Genomic DNA, 23,435 nt, shown 5'->3' on the forward strand with positions numbered 1-23,435 from the left:
AATGATTCTCCCGGCAGTTTTCCTAGTATCCCTCTCATCTCTTGCCTTCGAGGTACTTCTGGCCAGGATCTTCTCGATCAGCCAGTGGAATCATCTCTCCTTTATGGTGATCAGCATCGCGCTTTTCGGCTTTGCCGCAAGCGGCACCGTACTGAGTATTCTCGATTCAAGGAAAAATGGCGGGATAAAGCGATTTGCTACAGGGAAAGCGACATCGGTTTTGGTGCTTCTCTACAGCTGCTCTACGCTTATTTCCTTTATTATTCTGACAAAGCTTCCCCTTGATTACTTCAGGCTTTCACTGGAGTCAATTCAGGCATTTTACCTTTTCCTTAGCTATACGCTTCTCGCGATACCGTTTTTCTTCGCCGGTTTTGTTGTGCTGGCAGCTTATGTCGAGCAGCCGGAAAACACAGGCATAATCTACTTTTCCACTATGGCTGGTTCCGCTCTGGGAACAATTCTCCCCTCCGTATTACTGCCTTTTATCGAGGAAGGAAAACTTGTCGTGACCGTTGCGATAGTCCCCCTTTGTTATGTCACTGCAGCCGTTTTTATTAAGGGTGAAAACAACATCGGCCCCCGTTTTCCGGCCCGAAATCTATTTCTCTCCCTAGTAAGTGTTTGTACTATGTTGCTGACTGCGACTCTGCTCTTCACCCCATGGGGCGGTGCTCAGCTGGCCGTTACCCCTTCGCCGTATAAATCACTGAGCCAGCTTCTGCAGTTTCCGCATTCAACAGTAACAGAGTCGCTGAGCAGCATAACCGGCAAAATAGAAACCGTAACCAGCCCTTATATCCGTTACGCACCGGGCCTCAGTCTCAAATATAGCGGCAGCCTTCCCGTGCAGAAATCCATTTTCCGGGACGGAGACGAACAACTGGTTCTCTATGGGGCAGACGGCAATTCAAAGGTGTTCGGTTTTGCGGAATTTACCTTGCCGGCGGTAGGCTACGATCTTGTCCCCCTCCCTCAAAGCGCACTTCTTATCATAAGAGGCGGAGGGACCAGCATACCTGCGGCACTTGCTGCAGGGGTCCCAGAACTGACCGTTATTCATGAGAGCCCCAGTATATCTCGAGCCATTGGGGAACATTATAATCTGCACACAACGTCCGTAAATCCTCGAATATTTCTCAGGCAGTCGCAAAGAAAATACGACATCATCCATCTTGAAAACTGGGGGACATCACTGCCTGGATCTGCAGCACTAAGCCAGGAGCACCTTTTCACCACGGAAGCCTTCGGGGAGTATCTGAACCACCTTACTGATAAGGGTGTCATCATCATTTCACGCAAGCTGCTTCTTCCTCCTTCCGACTCGATCCGTCTTTTTTCCACAGCACTTCAGGTCCTACGGGAGCGCGGCATAAAAAATCCACAGCATCACCTTGTTCTATTAAGAAACTGGGGGATTTTCACACTGATCATTAGCAAAAATCCTATTGAAAATATAGAAATTCCGATCGATTTTGCTGAAAAGCTGAACTTCGACATTGTTTATATCCAGGATATGCAGTCTTCTCTTGCCAATCGCTTCAATATTTTCGAACTCCCCCATCATTACCTTGCCATAGAGAAGCTGATCCAACATTACAGTGAAAATAAGGAGAAACAATTTTTTGATGATTACCTTCTGGATGCGGCACCACAGGATGACCACAGGCCGTTTCCAGGCCGCTTTATCAAGTGGGACCGGTTAGGTGATTTGTACCAGAGCATGGGAAGCAGACCCTATTCGATGCTTCTTTCCGGAGAGATCGTCATTGCCGTGGTTTTTTTCGAGGCACTGGCTGTCGCTGCCCTGCTTTTACTGCTTCCCAGGCTCCTTGCCAAAGGGAGAAAAGAGAGAGTTCCTTTAGCGCAGAAGGTCTACTTCTTTTCCATCGGGGCGGGATTTATGTTCGTGGAGATCTATTTTATTAAGGCCTATATCCTGATCTTTTCCAACCCGGTATTCAGCTTTACTTTTGTCTTGGCGGGTATTCTGCTCTCTTCCGGAATCGGCGGGTGGTGGTCTCAGAAAATGGGAAGAAAAGCAGTTATCTATTCTCTTACGGGTCTCTGCCTAGCGATCCTTGGAATTATTATCTTTATGGATCTGCTTTTCGATTACCTTCTAGGATTACCCGAACTACTTCGCTATCTATTTGCCCTGCTTATACTTCTTCCGCCGGGCATCTTAATGGGAGTGCCGTTCGCTCTGGGAATGCGCTGTCTCCTTACGACCCCTTTACAGCGGGCTTATGCCTGGGCGATGAACGGATGCGCCTCGGTCCTCACCTCCATTGTTGCAGCTGGACTTGTCCTGTATTCCGGCATCCAGTCCATTATGCTTTGCGCAGCGGCATTTTACTTATTAGCTGTACTTTGTTCGAAAAGTGCCGGAACCGAAAAAGAGTAGAGCTGGACATATATGCTCAGCTCTTGTGATCCCATTGTTAAATCCAACCCGCATTATCTGGGCCCCAAATGGTGTGTAGAAAAAAGTTAAGTTTCAGGACAAGGCATTCGAGTACCTTATGAAAAAGAACAAGATACTCTATCCGCCAGTAACTAAAAGTTGTAGGCAATACCCACCGACATCATAGAAATGTCTTCTCCTGCATCGAGTTCGTATAGCTCATATTCGGCTCGTATTGAGACTGGATTTATGTTGTATACCGCACCAATACCAAATAGTGGGCCGTTTCTGGTGCCAACTTCATTGAATGCAGTAAAAATTTCCGAGTCCCCAACAGTATCCGTTTCATGAACCCCCACTTTAGCGAAAAGTTCGTAATGTTCAGCCACAGGTAAAATCCCTAAGAAAGAAACACCATAAGTAGAACTGGTATATCTCAATTCACTGATTTCAAGCAATAACTTACCTAAGTCAGCATAAAACACTTCAGCTGCAAAGTTTTCATGAAAGCGAAAACCGACGAATAACTTAAAACCAGTATCCGTATCATTGAAAGCTCCATCCTCACTCTCTCTAAGTGTTTTTTCTTCTGACGATACGCCGAGCTTTGTGTTACCAAGTGAGCCACCGATGTATCCTTTCTTTGGGTTATCTACCAGAACTGTGGCGCTAACATAGTTGGATTCAGCGCTTGCTAGAGCAGAAGCGAATGCGGCAATAATACTTAATCCAATAAGAGTTCGTTTCATTTTCACTCTTCCTTGCTATATGAAACACACCTTATATGAATGATAAACTATTACATTGAAATCATGGTTTCTTATATTGAGTTCTGTATCTCGGGGGTAGGTTTCGATCATGTCCTTTTGTGCGTAAACCAGTGTCTGTGGATATTTCTCAAGGACTAGTTCCCCCTCGCAAAAGTGACACTGTCACTAAGGAAAGGTTCAGGCTTACCGTAAAGTTCTTCAGGCTAAGAAAACCAAGCGACTTCCCTAGCCTTTAGGTATGAATAAGCCCGCGATTGCGGCTTTGTAACCCAAGCTTCCGAGCGTAACGGGTCGCATGGTGTTTTTTGTTAGGTACGCACAGCAATGAATTCATTAATCAATAAGTTTAAGCTATTGAAATATAATTTAAAAATATTAAACAGAACGATTGCAGGTTACAGACAGCTCACTTTCATTTAGCACGCCATTAATATTGATTTAATTTTAGTGGCAAGACTATGTGCCACATGCTAATGTTTTGTTGGTGACCCAGTTGCATATTCAGTGCGGATTCTGTGAGGTAACAATGAGTTCAGTTAATAAGTCTTTTAATCAAGCTGACGGCTTACGATCTCTTATGAAAAGACACGAGTGTAAAGAGAACGTTAAGACACATCAAAGTATGATACGACTCGCTATAGTTACCGGTCAGTATCATGAAGTCGATCCATTGATGGATTTACTGGAGCAAGCACAATTAGAGCTAGAATCTACTTATTTTCAATAATACATCTAAAGCAATCAAAAAACTAAGCGCGTTAGCTTATGCCAACGCGCTTGCTCCTAATATGATTTGCTTGCATCTGCGTCTGTTTTTAGTAAGTTTTGATAAGACGTTTTGTTATTACTTCCCTGTTCTTCCCCCTTTCACCAGTTCAGCCATTTCAACACAAAGGCGTTTTCCCTGCGGACATACATACGGCGAAGCTCATCACCCAAAAAAATGAGTACCGCAAACGGCACACTCAATAGTAATTGCCAGGCCTGCAGCGGGGCTGTCCCGAAGAAGCTATTGCAGATGGGGACATAACTGATTAAGCCCAGCAGCAGTAACTCAGTGGCAATGCCAAGCAATACTAACCTATTAGTTAATATTCCCACGCTAAACAAGCTCTGCCTACGGGTACGGCAGATCAATACGTTGGCAACCTGGCAGAACACGATGGAAGCAAAGAAGGCCGTCACTGCCGTGCGATACAAGGGATCGGTAGTCGCCAGTTCAAAGCCCCACTGCCAACCGCCGTTGAGCAGTACAATAAAATAGCTGAAAAAGCCGGCCGCGGCCTGAATCATACCAACCACGGCGTAGCTTCTAAAAAGCAGATTAGGGGTTAGCAGTCTTTCCTGTCGGGATCGAGGTGGCCGCTTCATCACATCAGATTCGGGCCTCTCAGAACCCAGGCCAAGCGCAGGTAGAATATCGGTTCCTAGATCAATTGCCAGGATCAGCACCACGGTTAGCGGCAAAGGGATATCCAGCACCACATAAGCAATGAAGGGCAAAATTTCCGGCACGTTACTGGTAAGAATATAGGCAATGAATTTTTTAATATTCTCAAAGATCGTCCGGCCCTCTTCCACCGCTGCAACAATGGTGGCGAAGTTATCGTCCATCAGCACCATATCACTGGCTTCCTTGGCGACATCGGTTCCCATAATTCCCATAGCCACACCCATATCAGCATTCTTGAGAGCGGGGGCGTCATTAACCCCGTCACCGGTCACGGAAACCACTTCGCCCTGTGCCTGCAACATACGGACAATGCGTAATTTTTGATCCGGATTGGTTCGAGCAAAAACAATCTCCGGCTGTTGTAAACTGTCTTGCAGTTGCTCGTCCGCCATCGTCAACAGTTCATCGCCTCGAATAACAACACCCTCGCCTTTGATCAAACCGACCTGGCGGGCGATGGTTTCTGCGGTTATATCATAATCACCGGTGATCATGATCACCTTGATGCCTGCACGGCGACAGCGCTGAATCGCGTCAGGCACTTCCGGTCGCGGCGGATCCTGCATACCGATCAAACCAATAAGGATAAAACCACTTTCATCGCTCAGCGTCGTTTCCGCCACGGTGCGATAGGCCAGTGCCAGAACACGTTCTCCGCGCTTCGCCAGGCGCTGAAAGTCAGCGATAAAATGCCGGCGCATAGCATCGTTCATTTCCTCTTGTGCACCTTCCAACAGGTAAGAGCTGCATTTCTGCAGAACGACCTCAGGCGCGCCTTTTAACCAAGCGAGATAGCCATCAGGATCGACGTCACGATTAACGGTGATCATACGTTTGGTTGATGAATCGAAGGGCAATTCATTAAATCGCTCGCGAGTTTTGATCTGCGCAACATCAACTAACCCGTTGGCGTACACCAGCAGAGCGCCTTCAGTGGGATCGCCGCTGAAGCCATCATGGTTCAAATAGGCATTATTGCAAAGCACCATGGCATCCAGAATATCCTTTGCTCCGGGTTGCTTTATAATCATTCGATCCCACGCCACAAACTCTTTTCGGTTCAGAATAACCGTACTGACACGGATACGGTTTTGTGTCAGCGTGCCTGTCTTGTCAGTACAGATGACCGTCGTGCTTCCAAGCGTCTCGATGCTCTCCAAGTTTTTGACCAAGGCCTTTTTTTTCGCCATGCGTCGACTCGCCATCGTCAATGCCAGCGTCACGGTTGGCAGCAAGCCCTCGGGAACATTGGCGACAATAATCCCAATTGCGAAGATAAGACTGTCGATCTGCCCCTTGCCAATCGCTACGCTGATCACAAAAAACAACACGCCCAGAACAATGGCAATAAATCCGATAATACGCGTAAAACGGCGCAACTCCCTGCGTATCGGTGTCTCAACTTCTTCTGTTTCCTTGGTCAGTTTCACTACGTGACCAAGCTGGGTATCCATACCCGTACTGTAAATCACGGCCTTGCCATCACCGCTTTGCACAAGCGTTCCGGAGAACACCATATTTCGGCTTTCGAGTATATTGGAACTCGTCGCCTCCAGATGGCGCAGCTGTGGTTCGCTCTCACCGGTCAGGCTGCTGAGATCAATCTTTAACTGACTGTGCTCCAGCAGACGACCATCAGCACAGATGCGATCCCCCTCTGACAGTATCATGACATCACCCGGCACCACTGCGTCTGCACGAATACTTAACGGTTGACCGTCACGTAATACGGTAACCATCTGCGGCAGCATACGGCTAAAGCTTTCCATGATCCGCTCTGTCTGGTGTTCCTGGATGTAAGTAAAGATTGCATTGAGCAGCACCACCGCAATCAGTGCATAGGCGATGTAAAGATTACCCTGCCCCGGCTCGAGTCGTTCCGCAAGCAACGCCAGCAGGCCACCGACAAGCAACAGCACAGCAAAGTAATTGCGGAATTGCTGCAGAAATTTAACCAGCTCTGACTTCTTTTTCTTACCCTCCAGGACGTTGGCACCATAGGTTATCAGGCGGCGGTGTGCTTCTGCAGAACTCAATCCTTCTTCACTCGAAGAAAGATCATCTAGCAATAATCCGACATCAACCTGATGAGCATCCTGTAAATGTAATTTATCGGCTTGACTGGAATGTGCATCCACTGACAGTTTCTCCATATGGGATAAACAACAAAATGTAGTGGGCTTTAATTACTAACCATGCTGGTTTTCAGTTAGTAACCAAGTTCAGATACAGACAGCTATAACGGTAAAATACTTTATCCTATAGATTAATATTATATATTGCTCATACGGGCTTGCCCTGAATACCCTTCAGTAAATTGTCGTAATGCACTGGTAATCGATATGAAAAATCCGAAATCAATTACTTGATTTCGGATTTTTTAGCCTGGTAGGATCGTTTAACTGATCTGTAATGCACCCACTGGGCGACCTTTTTTACGTTACAGGGTTCTAATTTTGGTCACCTGTATACTATGGGCTGGCATTGGTTATCCACTGATTCTGTGGATTAAAATAGCTGATTTAACGTAGAGCATTTTATTAACAAGTCGGCTCTGTCACTGGGTACCAGGTATTATCATCCTCTTTAGCCAGCCATTCCCACCCCTTCGTACCTTCTCTGTGTTTGTTGACATCGCGTTCACTTGGGTATATTCCAAATAGAAACAATTCATAAGCCTGTCCACGTTGGTCACATACTGTGAGGGTTCGATCTCCCCTGAATGTCATGGGCCCGCTATCGTTGACGCACGTTGCTTTCAGCTTCTTTTTTGAGTGACGAAATTCCTTCCCTTTCCAACCAGCAATACACATCAAAAAATTTCCCTTTTCGTGTTAGACAATAGATAGAAATGCCCTCTGGCAGTGTTCCCATTTACCCAATAAGTTAATTACATTTTGTATTTTTGCTATTGATAAAATGGCCATGCAAAATTACTCGTCAACGACGATGGGGAAATAGAAGTAAGTCACAGAAATATGAATACCATTGCTTATCGTTAACAATGTTACCGTTATCTGTTGATTATTCTAATTACTACTCAATCCAATATTGAAAATTGAAAGTATCGTCAGTCGATTGCAAGGGATTCAGCCCAAAAAATTGAATTTGTGAACTAAACGGCTGATATGTAACGCATTGGTTTTAATTGTTAGCGCTGTTAACATGAGGGGTTTATCTGTGCAATAATTATATTGACATCTACACTTTATGCGCAATCGGAGTATGTCATCCAAAGCTGTCGTAAATAGGTCACTTATCAAATAAGCATAACGTACTAAGGAAAGCTTATGACAACCTTAAGTCTCGCTATAAAAAATTGGTTGTTTGACCGCAACAGTTTGATTTTTATTGCTGATGCCTCACTGTTTGTGGTTATGTTAAACACCTTGCCATTTGAGCCCAATGTTGTAGTTGGACTCAGTCTGCTAACCTTTATTGCCATACTTTGGTTAACAGAAGCCATTCACATTAGTATCACTGCCATTTTAGTTCCCTTGTTAGCTGTAGCATTGGGGGTATTTAAAACACCTCAGGCTCTCGGCAACTTCGCAAACCCGATCATTTTCCTTTTCCTTGGTGGCTTTGCGTTGGCGGCAGCCATGCATCGCCAAGAGCTAGATAAAGCAATCGCCGATAAAGTATTGCTGATCGCCAAAGGCCATATGGCCTTCGCTGTCATGATGTTGTTCGGTGTTACTGCTTTCCTTTCTATGTGGATCAGTAACACAGCAACAACGGCAATGATGTTACCACTGGTACTGGGCATTCTGGCCAAGGTTAATTCTAAAAGTGGTCACAACACCTATGTCTTTGTACTGCTTGGGATAGCATACTGCGCCAGTATTGGCGGTATTGCCACTATCGTTGGTAGCCCTCCAAACGCTATTGCTGCAGCCGAAGTGGGTTTGAGTTTTACTGAATGGATGGCACTGGGTTTGCCGATCACACTAGTGCTACTACCTCTGACGGTTGGCCTGCTCTATTTGATGCTAAAGCCAAACCTGAAGCATACGTTTGAAATAACCCACGAGCCGGTCAAATGGGACAATGCAAAACTGACCACTTTGATTATCTTCGGCATTACTGTAACCATGTGGATTTTCAGCAAACCTCTGAATGCTTACCTTGGCGGCTTTAGTAAGTTTGATAGTCTGGTGGCTCTTTCTGCAATCGTGATGCTGGGTGTTGCTCGGGTGGTTGAATGGAAAGACATTGATAGATCAACCGACTGGGGCGTATTGCTGCTATTTGGGGGCGGGATCTGTCTGAGTAATGTACTCAAAGAAACCGGCGCCAGTGTATTCCTGGCCCACAGCCTGAGTGGGTTCCTTGAACAAGCCGGTCTGTTCTTCACTCTTCTAATCGTGGTTGCTTTCGTGGTTTTCCTGACAGAATTTGCCAGTAACACCGCAAGTGCCGCCCTGCTGGTGCCGATATTCGCCTCAATAGCTGAAGTACTGGGTGTATCGCCTGTGATCCTATCGGTGTTGATCGGTGTTGCTGCATCATGTGCATTTATGTTGCCTGTTGCAACACCACCCAACGCTATCGTGTTTGGCTCTGGCCATATCAAACAGCGCGAGATGATGAAAGTCGGTGTTGCTCTTAACATTGCCTGTATCGCCGCGTTATCTATGTTTGCCTGGTTGTTCTGGCAATAGCAGAAAAAGAGCAGGACTTCCCTGCTCTTTTTCTTTTTACGCGTGACACTGTGACGTAAATGGTTTTACTGCCATTGCTTTAATTATCTTTCTTATAAATGATGAATAGTTGAAGTTTTTAAATGTGGTTTGTTTTATTTAGCTTCAACTATAAAGTTATAGTGCATTAGCATTATTAAAAACAATATTAAATGTAATCCCACGCTGTTATGCGTCCTATAGCTACATCTGTTTAAAAGATAATCTCGAACCATCGAAAATAAGTTGTGCCAGTAATTGTTTAGCTCTGTGCTGTCCTTGGCTGTCAAACATCACCCCACAATTTTTCAACGCGCCATTTTTTTGCATGCTACGCACAGTACCGGTTAGTTGATAATGCTGGGTTGAACTTGGATTTTTAACCGTAATGGTGATCACATCATCGGCATTAAATGTGGGGCCGTTAACGCCAAACTGAAAACAACACCCTTTCACTGAAAGATCTTTAAATTCCACCAGCAAGTTACGATTTACAATTGGTATGTGACCTTGTAACTTAACTTCGTAGCGAGGTTCACTCCGTAACTGCATCAAAGACATTGTGTGAGGGATATTTAACAATAATAAACCGACAGGTTTATTGATAACATATGCCACCAGGCTTTTAAAGTTAACGATTGCCCCTTCGCCTCTGTCGGAGATGGCCTTTACCGTGATCCAAAAACCTTCACAAAAATAATCATCCAAATCATGCGGGGTTAGCTTCGGCAGCGCTAATACAAGGTGTTCAGTGCCATCGGAACCGATGAATTTTGTTTCGCATCTAAATAATCGTCCAAGGGGCGTTTTCACACTGATTGTGACAAGACTGCCATGATTGATCATCTCTATCCCCCGATTCCCTTGAATCGTTTGCTCGCGTTTATTAGATAAGAGTCGTTGTTTTAAGTCATTTCCATTCTGGATCAAGGGCGTCCTACCGAGCTAAAGCTGTCTTTATCATATTGATTAATTGATGATTTTAATACGAAGAAGTCTTCTTTTAAATAAGTTGTTGTAAATATAGCTTCAAGGTATATGTTTTATCTGAAGCTTTATTTTATGGTGTTATTGAGCTAGTGAAAGTTAATTTGAAAGTCTTTGTGTTCTTTGTCACATCGTAAAGTTATAGTGCATTAAGAAGGGGCTCTTTTCTAACCCGTAAAAAATGCAATCAAAACAAACAATCCCATCGGATAGCCCCTCGGAGAAATGCAATCTTTTATTCCTTAATCAGACAGTTATACGTTAAAATGCGTCTTTATTAGCAGCTAGCCGGAGGAAGCATGGCAATCACCATCCGGGATCTAGACCAGCATTATTTCATGATCGAAGATCTTAAAGCATTAACCAATAGCAATGTTACGACCAAAGCTTTAATTAAGGGGGGTTACTTGGCGGTTGATTTAGGTAAGCAATATGAAGCAGAGAAAGTGCGCAGAATTAAAGCAGAAGAAGAGCTGGAACAGCTCAAACAGATGATTGCTAGCTACCTGGCCAGCCAAAGCGCCCTGCACAACGCCATCAAATAATCGAGGCAAAACCTGAAATTCTTAATGCTGTGTGGTTGCCAGTATTAAGAATTTCAGGGAATAACAAATCAATAGACCAACCTAGCTAACCACCAGCTCATCAAATCCTGTTTTGCCATCAGGTTCTCGTAAAAATGTCAGGTTGTTATAACTGACTAAGCAAATCTCAGCCGTATATGAGACTAGGCATCCCTCTACCAGGTGACCACCAAAGACCTGACCGGTGTTGTCTGCGACAGAGATATGCAAATGAACATGCTCTGGGGTTAACGTACCAGAGAGCGTGAGAATCTCTAAAGGTCCGTTTAAAGATAAGGTTTTCGTCTCATCAGCAAGCCTTATCTGCGCTTCTGACAAGCAACCGACACCGGTTAGCAATGAACCGGCTTTAACTGAATGGGCTTTTACATAGGCAAGAATGGAAGATTTAAGATCGTTCCCTTCTGTTAAACGAAATGCATGGGGTTGAATCATAGAATAAGGTCGCTTTTAGGCATTCAGGATGAGTATAAAAATTGGTTAACAAAAAAGGCTTCTGATGAAGCCTTTCTATACGAAAGAATATAATGTCAGGCACGCCGCCCTTGCTTTTTGTTCGAACCGGAATGCGGAAAGATATTATGAATGCGCTGTTTTACTTTGCTTGGTACCGATTTTGAGTAAACCAATTTCGTTGTAAATCGGTTTTTATAAACTTTGACTTGCCCAGAAAAAGGCTGTTTATGCGCAATGTCTTTACATCCCGTCAGAAAGCCATTCGGTATGCTCCCTTTTGAATGGGTAAGCTCACCGTTATCAAACTTCAATACCATTACCGGACGATCTTTGAACACAAGAAAGGCCACCGCAATGGCTAGTAAAATGACATATTCCATCCATTAACTCCTAATTGTGTATGTTTTCTTTAAGCGTATATCAAATCGAGCATTTTATCCGCGAACTCGACATCTCAGCGATACAAGGCAATCTTTAATCAAGTGGATCAAAATCAGGTGCATCGAAATCTAACAGTTCATGCAAATCTTTACGAATATCCAGGACTTTTTTACTGACTGTTTCCGTGCGACTACTTTCACTCAACAGGTATTCAATCGTGTCGGATAAAGTCGAATCTAATTCTCTCGATTTTTCTGCCAGCTTTTCCCAAACACGGAAATCTAGATCGATAGACTTTTTACGCGTGTGTACCTGCTCGGCGTTGAAATGCCGCTTACGTTTGGCACGTATGGCCTGCTTGAGTTTTTTATCAAGCTCAGGCGACATGTGCTTACTAATCCACTCAATGACTTTAGTGGGTTCATGCTCAATAGTAAGCAATGCCTGAATAGCGGCTTCAGCCTCACTCGTATCGATATAACGAGTGATAGCATCGCCTTCTTTCCATTTCTTAACCAAGTAAGTCCATTTCCAACCGGCTTCGAGGTTTTCAAGCTGCTGATATTTCATATACGTGAGTTATTCTCAAAAAGTCTACACTTAGTATGTGACAGTGTAACTGTTGGCACATAAAAGCTCAATTACCTTTATGATATTTAACTGTTTGTTTTATCTAAGGCTAAATATCATCAATATCTGCCTATTATGAAGCCATTGATTCCTTTATACTGCTGTCCTTTTCACAGTAACGAAAGAAAGCACAAGTCTATGCAGCAAGAATCCTGGCGTACAATGACCCCAGATCACTCAAAGTATCAAGCTATTCTGGAAGATTATGATAATCTGCCACTTGCCCCTACAGGTACTTTGCAAGACCGTCTTAGCGATGCCGTACGCCGGTTCACCGCTGTTGAATTACAGCCTCGTGTTCTACGTATCACAGCGCCCGATAACAAAGTTTATCGCGACTACGTGATTGAACTTTTAGAAAAATATGACGCAAAAAATCAAAAAGTTAAATATCAGCAAGGTGATTCTGAGAGTCAAATCAATAACCAGAATCAGAATAATGAATCTTCGATCATCATTGCCGGTGAAAATGTAACAGAGCTGAGCCTTTTTGGTGCCGTCTATCCCCCATCTGAAGACGGTAAAATCAGCAAAGCGCAAGTTAAGCATGGTTTGCTTCATCAAGCAAATGACGGCTATTTGGTTCTTTCCGTCACCAGCATTTTGAGTAACCCAACATTGTGGCCACGCCTAAAAAGCGTCTTAATGAATGGTTCGCTTGAGTGGCAGCCGGCTTCTCATAAAACGTTATATCCAATTCCGCCTGCTGAAACACTGAATGTAAAGTTGGTATTGATCGGTGATCGCTATTTGATGGCTGAGCTTGAGAATGCAGAACCAGATATTACATCCGGCTTTTCTATGTACGGTGAATTCGAGCAAGATCTGCTGCTGAGTGATGAAACCTTACCGCTTTACCTTTCTTATGTTAAAGATCTGGTTCACAAGGCGAAGCTACCCGATTTGGCTGACAGCGACGCCCTGGCCGCTCTATTAAGAACAGGCGCCCGTTATGCCGAAGATCAAAGCCGCGTTCCTCTGTGCCCTCTGTGGCATCAGAGTTTGCTATCAGAAGCATCGATTGAATCTCAGGGCGATAGAATTACCGTAGCGCATTTTAACGCATCAATGAAGGCCCGTGATTACCGCGAATCGTATTTGCCAGAACGTGCTATTGAAGATATCCACCTGGGTCAGGTTGTCATTGATTGCCAGGGGGAAGAAATTGGCCAGGTCAACGGTCTGACGGTTGTCGATGTTCCCGGACATCCAAAATCCTATGGTGAGCCGGCTCGTATTTCTTGTGTGGTCCACTTTGGTGAGGGCGACATTTCGGATGTTGAGCGCAAAGCTGAGCTGGGCGGGAATCTTCACGCCAAAGGAATGATGATCATGCAGGCATTTGTCAGTGCCGCACTCGATCTGGATCATGCATTACCCTTCACAGCCTCAATTGTATTTGAACAATCTTATTGTGAAGTCGACGGTGACAGTGCTTCGCTGGCAGAACTGTGTTCATTGGTCTCTGCACTTTCCATGCAGCCAATTAATCAACAAATTGCAGTTACAGGTGCTGTTGACCAATTTGGCCGTGTTCAGGCTGTAGGCGGCATTAATGAAAAGATTGAAGGTTTCTATAAGGTATGTGTACATCGCGGCCTTACAGGCAATCAGGGTGTCATTTTACCGAAAACAAATTTAGGTAATCTTTGCCTTAATGATGAAGTACTCGATGCAATCAAGTCAGAAAAATTCCATATCTGGGCGATTGAAAGCGTTGATGACGCCATTCCATTGCTGACAGGCAAAGCATTCAGAGGCGACAAACTGGATACTGATACTATACTTGCTAAAATTGCTGAACGTATTGATCACTTCCATCATGGTGATGTAATCAATGAAGTCAGTTGGTTAACGATTATTCGCAACTGGTTTGTCCAGCACTGATCCGAGTTGTTTAGCTTACACGTGTAAGCTAAATTGCTTCCATAATTTCTTGGAGCAGTACGAATTCTGATGAAACGCAATTCTTATGAACGTGAAGACTTAGTTGCATGTGGTAATGGAGAGCTACACGGCCCTGCATTCCCTTCTCTACCATCTGACAACATGCTGATGATGGACAGAATTTTAGAAATCACGGCTGACGGTGGTGAATATGGCAAAGGTTATATTCATGCCGAGCTCGATATCACCCCTGATCTATGGTTCTTTGACTGCCATTTCAAAGGTGACCCGGTTATGCCTGGTTGTCTTGGCCTTGATGCAATGTGGCAACTTGTTGGTTTCTTCCTTGGCTGGCATGGCGGTGAAGGTAAAGGCCGTGCGCTTGGTGTAGGCGAAGTGAAATTCACAGGGCAAATTCTGCCAACCGCCAAGAAAGTGACCTATGAAATTAATCTGAAGCGTGTGATTAACCGCAAGTTAGTCATGGGGGTTGCTGACGGCCGTGTACTGGTAGACGGCAAAGAAATCTACGTCGCTAAAGATTTAAAAGTAGGTCTGTTCACTGACACTGCTAGCTTCTAAGTCTCTCAGACTAAATTGCATTTTAAAGGTCGCATTTTGCGGCCTTTTTTGCGTTTAAGGATCACCAAGAGCACGATAAGCTATCAATTCAGAGCGATGAATTTTTAAAATGTCTTTTAAAACCAGAAGGGGGAATTTTAAAAAGCCCCTTCTCCTCAAAGGGGCTAAATAAGGGTTCTATGAGAAAGGGTTATTTGAGGCCTGTTTGAATTTCCTCTCTTGCGTCTCGCCAACCACCAAGCCAATTAGTACGGGCATCCAGAGATTGATATGGACAAGCTTCACTGGAGCGACCATTTTTCCCAGCCTGATAACCACGAGCTTGTGCACGTTCTAAACGATCCCGCTTTTGTCTCTTCATAGTTAGATCCTTATCTTTAGCTATTTTCTTTCATTACAGCTTCATAATGATGGAGTTTTTTGTAACTCCAGTTATAAGAATTAGCGATCTACCCCGTTTGATCAACCCCAAAAACAACTCAGGCTCACAATTTGTGAGCCTGAGTGAAAAACAAACTATTTTGACAAAAATTTATTTTCTTCTTCTGAAACCAATCCAGCCTAGCATTGTCAAAGCAAACATACCTAGCGATGCACCTGAACGTTCAACTGATGAAGCTATTTCAGGGCGTGCCTCTATCGTGCCATCTGGGATCGGAACCAGTTTCACCGCAACCAGTCTTTCATCACCACTACACTGCGATTCACCTGATAAGTTCTGATAACCACCAGCACACTTAAGCGCCGTCGCAGAAATCACCCCCGCATCGTTAATACCGGTCGCCTGAGCAATTCGAAACTGGTTGGCAGTCCCGCTTTGATTGCCATCATTGGTTAGATCATCCAGCATCCACGCACCATTAGCCGCCAGCGGTGAATTTGCTATAGCAGCCCCTGCGTTATAGGTGAAGCCACGCTGGCGACGGAACTTACCGTCAACCTGATTGGCACTTTCTGAGTCTACCCAGCCGACAACCTGATCATGGTTGTTAATGGCACTCGGGAAGCCGTTATAACCACTGAAGAAAATATCGGCATTAATCGAACTATCAATGTACTTGGTAGTTGTACCATCATATACAAAGATACGTTCGGCATACGAACGGTTCTCGGAACGGTAGTTCTTCGAAACACCGACGACCTTGTTATTTCCATTAATGTCTGTGGCAATTGAGTAACGATACTGACGATCGCTGCTGCTATCCTCAATGTCTGTCCCGGGGATTAAAGTAATGTCCCATGCATACGTAGCTGGGTCACTGACATCAAAAGACACTTTCGGGGTAAAAATAGCCGCGCGGGACGCATAATAATCGCCATCAACGTCTTCTGTGGTAAAGCCAACGATCACCGGCTTACCATTCACTAATGCTACAGCCCGGCCGCTTGCCTGGGCAGAACGGTCGCTGTCAGTCTCGCGAGCAGCAACCGGCATGGGAGCGACTTGCTTAGCATCTTCGGCTGTTTCATTAGCAGCATCGACAAGCCAGAATGCAGCATTATTGGCAAAAACTGAATACTGGCATTCGGCGGTACTAAACAAATTTGCGGCAGTAGGCGTAGTGCCGCAATTCACTAACGTCGATGTTGTATATCCAATGGGTTTGCGATTAACTTCAACATCATCCGGCAGTTTATCATTGTCATCAAGATCACTTTGATCATAAGAGGCCGAGCCGACAACCAGTAGATTGCCGCTCCCTGCCGGATACTCAACCGCATCCCATGCAAGTGACTGCCCCATTCGCTCAACAAACGCGTTACCCTTAATCGGTCCCAGCTCTAAGTTTTTCGAAGCCGTGTTAATAAAACCACGTTTGGCAAACTGCCGCGCATAACGGGTACCGTTATCAAAATAACCCGAACTTGTCACACCAAATGCATAGTTGCCATCGGTAACAATACCGTTTACAACCGCATTAGAAGTAATATGAGTGCTGCTATCTTTTCCGACAAGGCTACCAAGCACAGCAAGGTTATCAGCCTCATAACCGGTCTCGGCTACAGCAAATGTCGCTATTTTCTTACCATCGACCAGAGGAAATGCATGGGCAAAATAGTCTTTCGCAACCCAGGCCTGTTGTTCACGGAGAAGGCCACCAAAACCCGAACCATCATATCTGTCGTCACGGTTATAGCCTTTACCGAAATACTGAGATTCAGCCCAAACATCACAAGTATTCGGGCCCAGGTTATCGTTGCAGTAGCGTTCAAAACTCCAGAGATCGTTAATTGACTGCTCATTATCAGAGATAAAAGGTGCTTCATCACGATAGTTAATACCATCGGTACCAAAACGGCTTTCACCGACTACTGTGTAATCATTTCCGTTATTACATGTAGCGTTGAAACAGTTTTCCCCGGCTGCAGAAGCTTTAATACCCTGACCATAGAATTCTAATGCCTGGCTAGTATCTTTATTAAAATACTCTAATGATTCAACATCACCTTGAGATGCAACTTCTACCACCTGATAGACCGCAGCATTGGCCTGTGTTGCACCGGCGATCAGCATCGCCAGTGTAGAAAGCTTTAACGTCTTATGTTGCATTATAATTCCTTCTGCATCGCTTCCAGCTCTTCCCAACGTTCAAATGCCTGCTCAAACTCCTCTTCTGCCACGGCTAAACGTGACAGTGTCGCTTGAGTGTCATTCTTCACATCCTGGAAGAATGCAGGATCGTTAATTTGTTCCTGCAGCTGAGCAATTTCATTTTCCAAATCTTCAATTTTTTGCGGCAGGCTTTCCAGTTCTTTCTGGAATTTATACGACAACTTCTTGGTTGAAGCCGGTCGGGTTACCTGACGCTGCATGTTCTCTTCTTTCTTTTTAGCTTCTGCGACTTGAGCCGCCTGCTCTTTCGCTTCTTTTTGTTTCAAAAGAACGGCGGCAGAATTTGCACGTTGTTCCTGGGCATCATGATAACCACCTACGTACTCGTCGACGACACCATTACCTTCGAAAATCCAGCTCGTTGTCACAGTATTATCAACAAATTGACGATCGTGACTCACTAGCAGCAAAGTACCCTGATAGTTGGCAAGAATTTCTTCTAAAAGTTCCAGTGTTTCGATATCTAAATCGTTAGTTGGTTCATCTAGGATCAATAAATTATTGGGTTTTAAGAACAACTTCGCTAATAACAGTCGGTTTTTCTCACCACCTGATAAAGCTTTTACCGGCGTACGGGCACGGCGGGGGTGGAACAAGAAATCTTGTAAGTAACCTAAGGCATGACGAGTAACACCATTAACGGTCACTTCTTGCTTACCGTCAGCCAGGTTGTCCATCACGGTTTTTTCTGGATCCAGCACTTCGCGGTATTGGTCGAAATATGCCGCATCAATTTTGGTCCCGCAATGGAAGTGACCAGATGTCGGTTTAAGTTTTTCAAGCATCAGTTTTAATAACGTACTCTTACCACAACCATTTGGACCAATAAGGGCGATACGGTCACCACGCATTACCGTAAAGCTAAAGTCTTTGATGATTGGCGTGTCACCGTAGCTATATGAGATATGCTCGGCTTCAAATACAATCTTACCGGAGCGTTTCGCTTCCTGTAGCTGCATGTCGGCCTTACCCATTACTTCACGGCGTTCACTACGTTCATTACGTAACTTTTTAAGCGCGCGTACCCGGCCTTCGTTACGAGTGCGTCGAGCTTTGATCCCCTGACGGATCCACACTTCTTCTTGCGCGAGTTTCTTATCAAATTCTGCATTTTGTTCCGCTTCAACGCGTAGCATCTCTTCTTTATCTTCTAAATACTTCTCATAATCACCAGGGAACGACGTTAGTTGACCACGATCTAAATCGAGAATACGCGTCGCCATCGAGCGAATGAAGGCACGGTCGTGAGAAATGAAGATAATTGAGCCGCGGAAACTCTTCAGGAAGCCTTCTAACCATTCAATGGTCGACACATCCAGGTGGTTGGTCGGCTCATCTAATAAAAGAATATCAGGGTCGCAAACCAATGCGCGCGCCAGAGCTGCCTTGCGCTGCCAGCCACCAGACAGATCAGATAAGAGTGTGTGAGGGTCTAGGTGAAGGGTCTCTAATACAGCGGCGATTTGCGTGTCAAACTGCCATGCATTGGCATGATCAATCTTCTCTTGGGCACGAGTTAGTTTATTTAGGTTTGATTCACTCGGGTCAACCGCAATCAAATCAAGTAAATGGTGGTACTCACGCAGTACCTTTCCAACTTCTGCCAAACCTTCCGCAACATAATCAAACACGTTACCTTCAGCATTACGCGGTGGATCTTGCTCAAGGCGTGAGATTTTCAATTCAGTCTGGCGCTGAATGCTGCCGTCATCGAGCAATACATCACCAGAGATAACCTTCATTAACGTCGATTTACCAGCGCCGTTACGACCGACCAAACAAACACGCTCATTCGGCTGCAGAACAAACTCTGCTTTATCAAGTAAAGCGTGGTCGCCATACGCAAGTTGTGCGTTACTAATATTAATTAATGCCATTACTGTTTAACCATGCTGCAAGTTCAGCCGCATCAAACGGCCAACCAAGTTCTGAAATTGAATGTTGATTTTCTATAGAAGAGACAGAGATAGAAACAACGGGAATAGTGACGCCGTAACGTGAAAAGAGCGCATCATCAAAGGCAATATCGACCTCTTGAACGCGCTCGTGTACGCCTGCCTCTGTGAGCAGGCGATAAGCCTGCTCACAGAGATGACATCCTTGTGTGCTATACAGCGTAATTAGCACTTAAGCTTCCTTATGGGTAATGATCCAGCAGTTATGGATATGCTTGTTCTTGGCAAAATCCATCGGAAGCGTTTTGTCAGAAATGTTCTGGGCTTTCAGGCCAAGTTCTTCTAACTTTTCCAGATCCATCTTGAATTGGCGCTTATTGTTAGAAAATACAATCTGACCTTGTGGACGTAGCATGCGCTTTAAGTTTTCCAGCAACATTACGTGGTCACGTTGTACGTCGAAAGTCTGCTTCATGCGCTTAGAATTCGAGAATGTTGGCGGATCGATAAAGATCAGATCAAACGTATCATCGACTTCCTGCAGCCACTGCAAACAATCAGCCTGAACAAATTCATGCTCAGGGCCTACCTGCCCATTCAGCTCCATGTTCTCTTGAGCCCAACGCAGATAAGTATTGGACATATCAACCGTGGTTGTTGACTTAGCACCACCACAAGCGGCATGAACCGTTGCAGAGCCGGTATAAGCAAACAAGTTCAAGAAGTCTTTACCTTTTGCCATCTCACCCAGCTTACGACGGGTAATACGGTGATCAAGGAATAAGCCTGTATCAAGGTAATCGTACAAGTTTACTTTTAGATCAACACCGTACTCATTCACTGTCATGTGACGTTCTGCACTGGACAGCTTCTGGTATTGGTTCTTACCCTTCTGGCGCTCACGAACTTTTAAAATAACCTTGTTGTTATCAACACCCGTTACTTCAATCGTGGCACGCAGCACATCCATGATACGGCGGCGAGCGGTTTCTTCGGGAACCGTCTTCGGTGCAGCGTATTCTTGAATGATTAAGTAATCTTTATACTTATCGATAGCGGCATTGTAGTTAGGCAAATCAGCGTCATAAATGCGGTAACACTCAACACCCTCTTTCTTCGCCCACTTACTTAGCTTCGCAATGTTCTTTTTAAGACGGTTAGCAAAATCTGGCGCGACGTTCTCTTGAACGACAACACCTTCACCTACTTCATCGCCTTCAGCTTTTTTAACGCCACCAGCGGTGATCAAATACGTTTTAAGCACACAATCCAGCGCACCGTTACGGAGTTTGAACTGCTTATCAGCACGCATGCGTAAGCAGCTTAACAGCTCATTTGATCCTGAATAGATTGCCGCTGTCGAACCGGCAAAAGCCAGCTTTAAGCGATTTCCAAATTCGGTGTACAGTGAAATCAGCTCAGGCGTGGTACCTAAACGCTCACCATATGGAGGGTTACACAGCACAACACCGGCTTCAAAGCCTTCTGGGCTCACAAGCTGTGTCACATCACCGTATTCGAAATTAATCAGATCTTTCACGCCAGCTCGACCAGCATTATCGCGAGCAATGGTTAATACACGGCGATCCATTTCACGGCCAAAGAACTTAGTCTCAACTTTTGCAGGACCGCGACGTGCTTTTACTGACGCTTCTGCGTGAATTTCCAACCATGATTCTTTATCAAAATCTTTAATCGATTCAAAACCCCAGCGCTTACGCTTTAAGCCCGGTGCAATATCAGCGGCCATCATGGCAGCTTCAATAAGCAAGGTACCAGAACCACACATTGGATCTAATAACGGCTTCTCTGGCGTCCAGCCGCTTTTCATGACCAGTGCAGCAGCATGAGTTTCACGCAATGGCGCTTTACCTGCTTCGGTACGATAGCCACGCTGGTGCAGACCGCTACCAGCCATATCAAGGCCAAGAACACCTTTCTCACCAGATAAACGCATGTGAATACGCAGATCCGGACGTTCACGATCGATATTCGGACGACGCAAATCCGCTTTGGTAAAACGGTCAACGATGGCATCTTTTACCTTCATTGCACCGTACTGGCTATTGCGGATTTCACGGTTAGTACCGTTGAAATCAACAATAATGCGCGTATCACTACCAAAGTAGTCCGGCCAGTGAATAGCTGTTGCACCCAGATACAAGTCCATGTCGTCACGGACATTAAACTCACTAAGGACCTGAATGATACGAGATGATATGCGGGTCCATAGACAGCAGCGATAAGCCGTTGCCTGATCGGCTTTGAAACGGACGCCGGCATGTGCAACCTGGATGTCTTGAGCACCAAATTGTACTAATTCTTCTGCAAGGAGGTTCTCAAGACCTCGAGAGGTAATAGCTAGATATTGATTCATGGAATTCTTTTCACACTTAAGTTGGCGAGAATTATAACCGAAAACCGAGTAAATGCCTCTTCCTTCACGAGTTTGATGACATCATTTAGCTAAAAAAACGCCAATTTTCGACCTTAATTGATTCAGTCGAAACATCACGGCTATCTCAGCCTTAAATCCCGGCATCAACTATTACCAAAAAACCATTTCATCGGTAGCAACCGTCCGGAAATATTACGATCTGTAGCACGGTTTTTTAGTATTAAACTCACATCAGCAACACTGTGCACCAGCATCAACAATGCGAATATTTGCGAAAGTGGCTTTCAATGACCTAGAGTGAAAGTATGTACTCACACTCGACAGGAAGCATTGTCTCCGTGAGGAAACGCCAACCATAGCGCGTTGATTTTATTGCATTTAATGACTACAAGCCCGGTTTATCAACAAAATTTAACACTGATGCTGTTGGTGATTGCTTACTGTTGCCTGGAGCCTTTCAACCTGAACCTTTGCGTCTCTGCCCAATAATTTCCCACTGGGAAACTATTGGCTGGAAGGATATTATCCCCCTGTAATTAACTTTCACCAAAGGGGGAAATGAGGAAATGTTTCGTTGAATCACAAATATAACGAGGCAAGAAATGCATCTTTTCGCTGCATTTCTTGTGAAAAAACGCAAAAAAGAGGCACAAAAAAATATTATCTTTTAGGATTTTTTTGATAAAAATCACTTATTTTGTTCAGATTATAAGCATCACAATTACATGAACCAAACCATCAAAGCTTGTCACCTTCAATATCTGGGTCAAATAAACTTGATACTTTTCTGTCAGATACTTTAAGAGCCAACTGCATACCGCTTTAATCTCATCCAGAGAGCTTCTCTGAATAGCAAGTATTAATACGTTGGTAAGACTGCGGGCTGGCTCGCTATAGCCAACTAACCACAAGATGCTTTTGCTATAAAAGCAGAAAGAAAACTATCAGATTTATTGGGAATTGGAATGAAATAGAAATTAGAAGTGTTGGTAAAGAAAACTGGGGGATAATGAACGCGGGGGCAACCCCCTTACCTGTTCGGGGATTTTAGATCATTGATACGCGGTTCGCTAACCGACCATGGCCAAATTAAGCGAAACCTCTTGCCGATGGTGCTCCATACGGTCATTCATCACCTTAATAGTGTCGCAGAACGCCATCTCTTTGGTGTTTGATAAAGCAAAAGGCTCAATCTCGGTCATCATACAAAGGCTTGCAGAGCCGCAATTTTCGATGACAAGGAATTTGGCTGTACCATGCGGAGTCTGAAGAGTAACAATATCGCTGCTGGCTGGTTTACACCCTTCCGATCTGGCTTCAAAAAACCAGCTTTTTGGCATCATAGGCTTGTGAAAACGACTTGCAGCGACCGCGTTAAGGGCCAGTTCTGCTTTACGTGGCACAGAAATATCAAGGTGGGAAATACTTTCTTTATACGTCTGAAAGGCTGTCGCATCATCGACAGTAAATACGCATTGATCATACGCGCAAGGAATAAGATTCTTGGTCGGAATTGAAACGCGAAAAACCATATCGTCCCCTAGATCTAGCATCAGGGAATCTTCCTTATGGTCGTAATACCACTTCCATGAGTCGTTAGGTTTTAGCACGTAAACTCTCCAAAATCAGTTCTTTATATAGTTATCAAACGATATAGAAAAAACTTTAGAAGAATTTTACTGCTCTGATTACAAAAGAAAAGGGGAAAT

17 protein-coding genes are annotated in these 23,435 nt (G+C 44.6%); 5 read left to right on the plus strand and 12 right to left on the minus strand.

Translation table 11 applies throughout. The features are described 5' to 3' along the window. The first annotated feature begins 1 nt into the window (after position 1). Positions 2-2,407, plus strand: a complete 2,406-nt coding sequence (locus C9I89_RS07125; protein ID WP_107282651.1) for a spermidine synthase family protein — start codon at positions 2-4, stop codon at positions 2,405-2,407. A gap of 152 nt (positions 2,408-2,559) precedes the next feature. On the opposite strand, the gene C9I89_RS07130 is transcribed toward C9I89_RS07125, so the two are convergent. Together C9I89_RS07130 and C9I89_RS07140 are read right to left on the minus strand one after the other, a co-directional pair. Then, positions 2,560-3,156 carry an outer membrane beta-barrel protein gene (locus C9I89_RS07130; protein ID WP_107282652.1) on the minus strand — a complete coding sequence of 199 codons (597 nt, stop codon included), beginning with the start codon at positions 3,154-3,156 and terminating at the stop codon, positions 2,560-2,562. Positions 3,157-4,044: 888 nt separating this feature from the next. Beyond that, a complete protein-coding gene (locus C9I89_RS07140; RefSeq protein ID WP_211315217.1) occupies positions 4,045-6,768 on the minus strand; it encodes a cation-translocating P-type ATPase in 2,724 nt (907 codons plus the stop codon). A 1,152-nt stretch (positions 6,769-7,920) separates the two neighbouring features. Between C9I89_RS07140 and C9I89_RS07150 the strand changes: the two genes are divergently transcribed. After that, on the plus strand, positions 7,921-9,294 hold the full coding sequence (locus tag C9I89_RS07150; RefSeq protein WP_107282656.1) for an SLC13 family permease: 1,374 nt from the start codon (positions 7,921-7,923) through the stop codon (positions 9,292-9,294). A 222-nt stretch (positions 9,295-9,516) separates the two neighbouring features. On the opposite strand, the gene C9I89_RS07155 is transcribed toward C9I89_RS07150, so the two are convergent. Further along, a complete protein-coding gene (locus C9I89_RS07155; protein ID WP_107282657.1) occupies positions 9,517-10,242 on the minus strand; it encodes a PilZ domain-containing protein in 726 nt (241 codons plus the stop codon). Between the two features lie 356 nt (positions 10,243-10,598). On the opposite strand from C9I89_RS07155, the gene C9I89_RS07160 reads away from it, so the two are divergent. Then, positions 10,599-10,844 carry a hypothetical protein gene (locus C9I89_RS07160; RefSeq protein WP_107282658.1) on the plus strand — a complete coding sequence of 82 codons (246 nt, stop codon included), beginning with the start codon at positions 10,599-10,601 and terminating at the stop codon, positions 10,842-10,844. An 81-nt stretch (positions 10,845-10,925) separates the two neighbouring features. On the opposite strand, the gene C9I89_RS07165 is transcribed toward C9I89_RS07160, so the two are convergent. From C9I89_RS07165 to matP, 3 genes are all read right to left on the minus strand, one after another. Beyond that, positions 10,926-11,318 carry a PPC domain-containing DNA-binding protein gene (locus C9I89_RS07165; RefSeq protein ID WP_107282659.1) on the minus strand — a complete coding sequence of 131 codons (393 nt, stop codon included), beginning with the start codon at positions 11,316-11,318 and terminating at the stop codon, positions 10,926-10,928. 95 nt (positions 11,319-11,413) lie between these two features. Further along, the gene (locus C9I89_RS07170; protein WP_107282660.1) at positions 11,414-11,719 is read right to left on the minus strand and encodes a DUF3634 family protein; all 306 of its coding nucleotides are present in this window, start codon (positions 11,717-11,719) and stop codon (positions 11,414-11,416) included. A 94-nt stretch (positions 11,720-11,813) separates the two neighbouring features. Further along, a complete protein-coding gene (gene matP, locus C9I89_RS07175; RefSeq protein ID WP_107282661.1) occupies positions 11,814-12,290 on the minus strand; it encodes a macrodomain Ter protein MatP in 477 nt (158 codons plus the stop codon). A 198-nt stretch (positions 12,291-12,488) separates the two neighbouring features. Between matP and C9I89_RS07180 the strand changes: the two genes are divergently transcribed. After that, a complete protein-coding gene (locus C9I89_RS07180; protein ID WP_107282662.1) occupies positions 12,489-14,237 on the plus strand; it encodes an AAA family ATPase in 1,749 nt (582 codons plus the stop codon). Positions 14,238-14,300: 63 nt separating this feature from the next. Next, on the plus strand, positions 14,301-14,819 hold the full coding sequence (gene fabA, locus C9I89_RS07185; RefSeq protein WP_107282663.1) for a bifunctional 3-hydroxydecanoyl-ACP dehydratase/trans-2-decenoyl-ACP isomerase: 519 nt from the start codon (positions 14,301-14,303) through the stop codon (positions 14,817-14,819). Positions 14,820-15,009: 190 nt separating this feature from the next. Here the strand turns inward: fabA and rmf are convergent, their stop codons facing one another. The 6 genes from rmf to C9I89_RS07215 all read right to left on the minus strand — a co-directional run bounded on the left by rmf (position 15,010) and on the right by C9I89_RS07215 (position 23,336). Then, complete coding sequence (rmf, locus tag C9I89_RS07190; RefSeq protein WP_107282664.1) at positions 15,010-15,180, minus strand: ribosome modulation factor; 171 nt, start codon at positions 15,178-15,180, stop codon at positions 15,010-15,012. A 171-nt stretch (positions 15,181-15,351) separates the two neighbouring features. Continuing rightward, on the minus strand, positions 15,352-17,370 hold the full coding sequence (locus C9I89_RS07195) for a DUF3466 family protein (RefSeq protein WP_107282665.1): 2,019 nt from the start codon (positions 17,368-17,370) through the stop codon (positions 15,352-15,354). Further along, entirely contained in the window at positions 17,370-19,310 is a 1,941-nt protein-coding gene (gene uup, locus C9I89_RS07200) for an ATP-binding cassette ATPase Uup (protein WP_107282666.1), read from the minus strand. Before uup ends, C9I89_RS07195 begins: the two co-directional genes overlap by 1 nt. Next, entirely contained in the window at positions 19,297-19,560 is a 264-nt protein-coding gene (locus C9I89_RS07205) for a glutaredoxin family protein (RefSeq protein WP_107282667.1), read from the minus strand. Before C9I89_RS07205 ends, uup begins: the two co-directional genes overlap by 14 nt. Continuing rightward, entirely contained in the window at positions 19,561-21,705 is a 2,145-nt protein-coding gene (gene rlmKL, locus C9I89_RS07210; RefSeq protein ID WP_107282668.1) for a bifunctional 23S rRNA (guanine(2069)-N(7))-methyltransferase RlmK/23S rRNA (guanine(2445)-N(2))-methyltransferase RlmL, read from the minus strand. It lies immediately after the preceding gene. Between the two features lie 1,091 nt (positions 21,706-22,796). Continuing rightward, on the minus strand, positions 22,797-23,336 hold the full coding sequence (locus C9I89_RS07215) for a cell division protein ZapC (RefSeq protein ID WP_107282669.1): 540 nt from the start codon (positions 23,334-23,336) through the stop codon (positions 22,797-22,799). Positions 23,337-23,435 lie beyond the last annotated feature (99 nt).

It is taken from the genome of Photobacterium lipolyticum (genome assembly GCF_003026475.1).
Taxonomy (GTDB): domain Bacteria; phylum Pseudomonadota; class Gammaproteobacteria; order Enterobacterales; family Vibrionaceae; genus Photobacterium; species Photobacterium lipolyticum.

Coding starts and splice junctions, on each gene's coding strand:
- C9I89_RS07125 (WP_107282651.1), top strand. CDS start 2: ATGATTCTCCCGGCAGTTTTCCTAGTATCCCTCTCATCTCTTGCCTTC.
- C9I89_RS07130 (WP_107282652.1), bottom strand. CDS start 3,156: ATGAAACGAACTCTTATTGGATTAAGTATTATTGCCGCATTCGCTTCT.
- C9I89_RS07150 (WP_107282656.1), top strand. CDS start 7,921: ATGACAACCTTAAGTCTCGCTATAAAAAATTGGTTGTTTGACCGCAAC.
- C9I89_RS07160 (WP_107282658.1), top strand. CDS start 10,599: ATGGCAATCACCATCCGGGATCTAGACCAGCATTATTTCATGATCGAA.
- C9I89_RS07165 (WP_107282659.1), bottom strand. CDS start 11,318: ATGATTCAACCCCATGCATTTCGTTTAACAGAAGGGAACGATCTTAAA.
- C9I89_RS07170 (WP_107282660.1), bottom strand. CDS start 11,719: ATGGAATATGTCATTTTACTAGCCATTGCGGTGGCCTTTCTTGTGTTC.
- matP (WP_107282661.1), bottom strand. CDS start 12,290: ATGAAATATCAGCAGCTTGAAAACCTCGAAGCCGGTTGGAAATGGACT.
- C9I89_RS07180 (WP_107282662.1), top strand. CDS start 12,489: ATGCAGCAAGAATCCTGGCGTACAATGACCCCAGATCACTCAAAGTAT.
- rmf (WP_107282664.1), bottom strand. CDS start 15,180: ATGAAGAGACAAAAGCGGGATCGTTTAGAACGTGCACAAGCTCGTGGT.
- C9I89_RS07195 (WP_107282665.1), bottom strand. CDS start 17,370: ATGCAACATAAGACGTTAAAGCTTTCTACACTGGCGATGCTGATCGCC.
- uup (WP_107282666.1), bottom strand. CDS start 19,310: ATGGCATTAATTAATATTAGTAACGCACAACTTGCGTATGGCGACCAC.
- rlmKL (WP_107282668.1), bottom strand. CDS start 21,705: ATGAATCAATATCTAGCTATTACCTCTCGAGGTCTTGAGAACCTCCTT.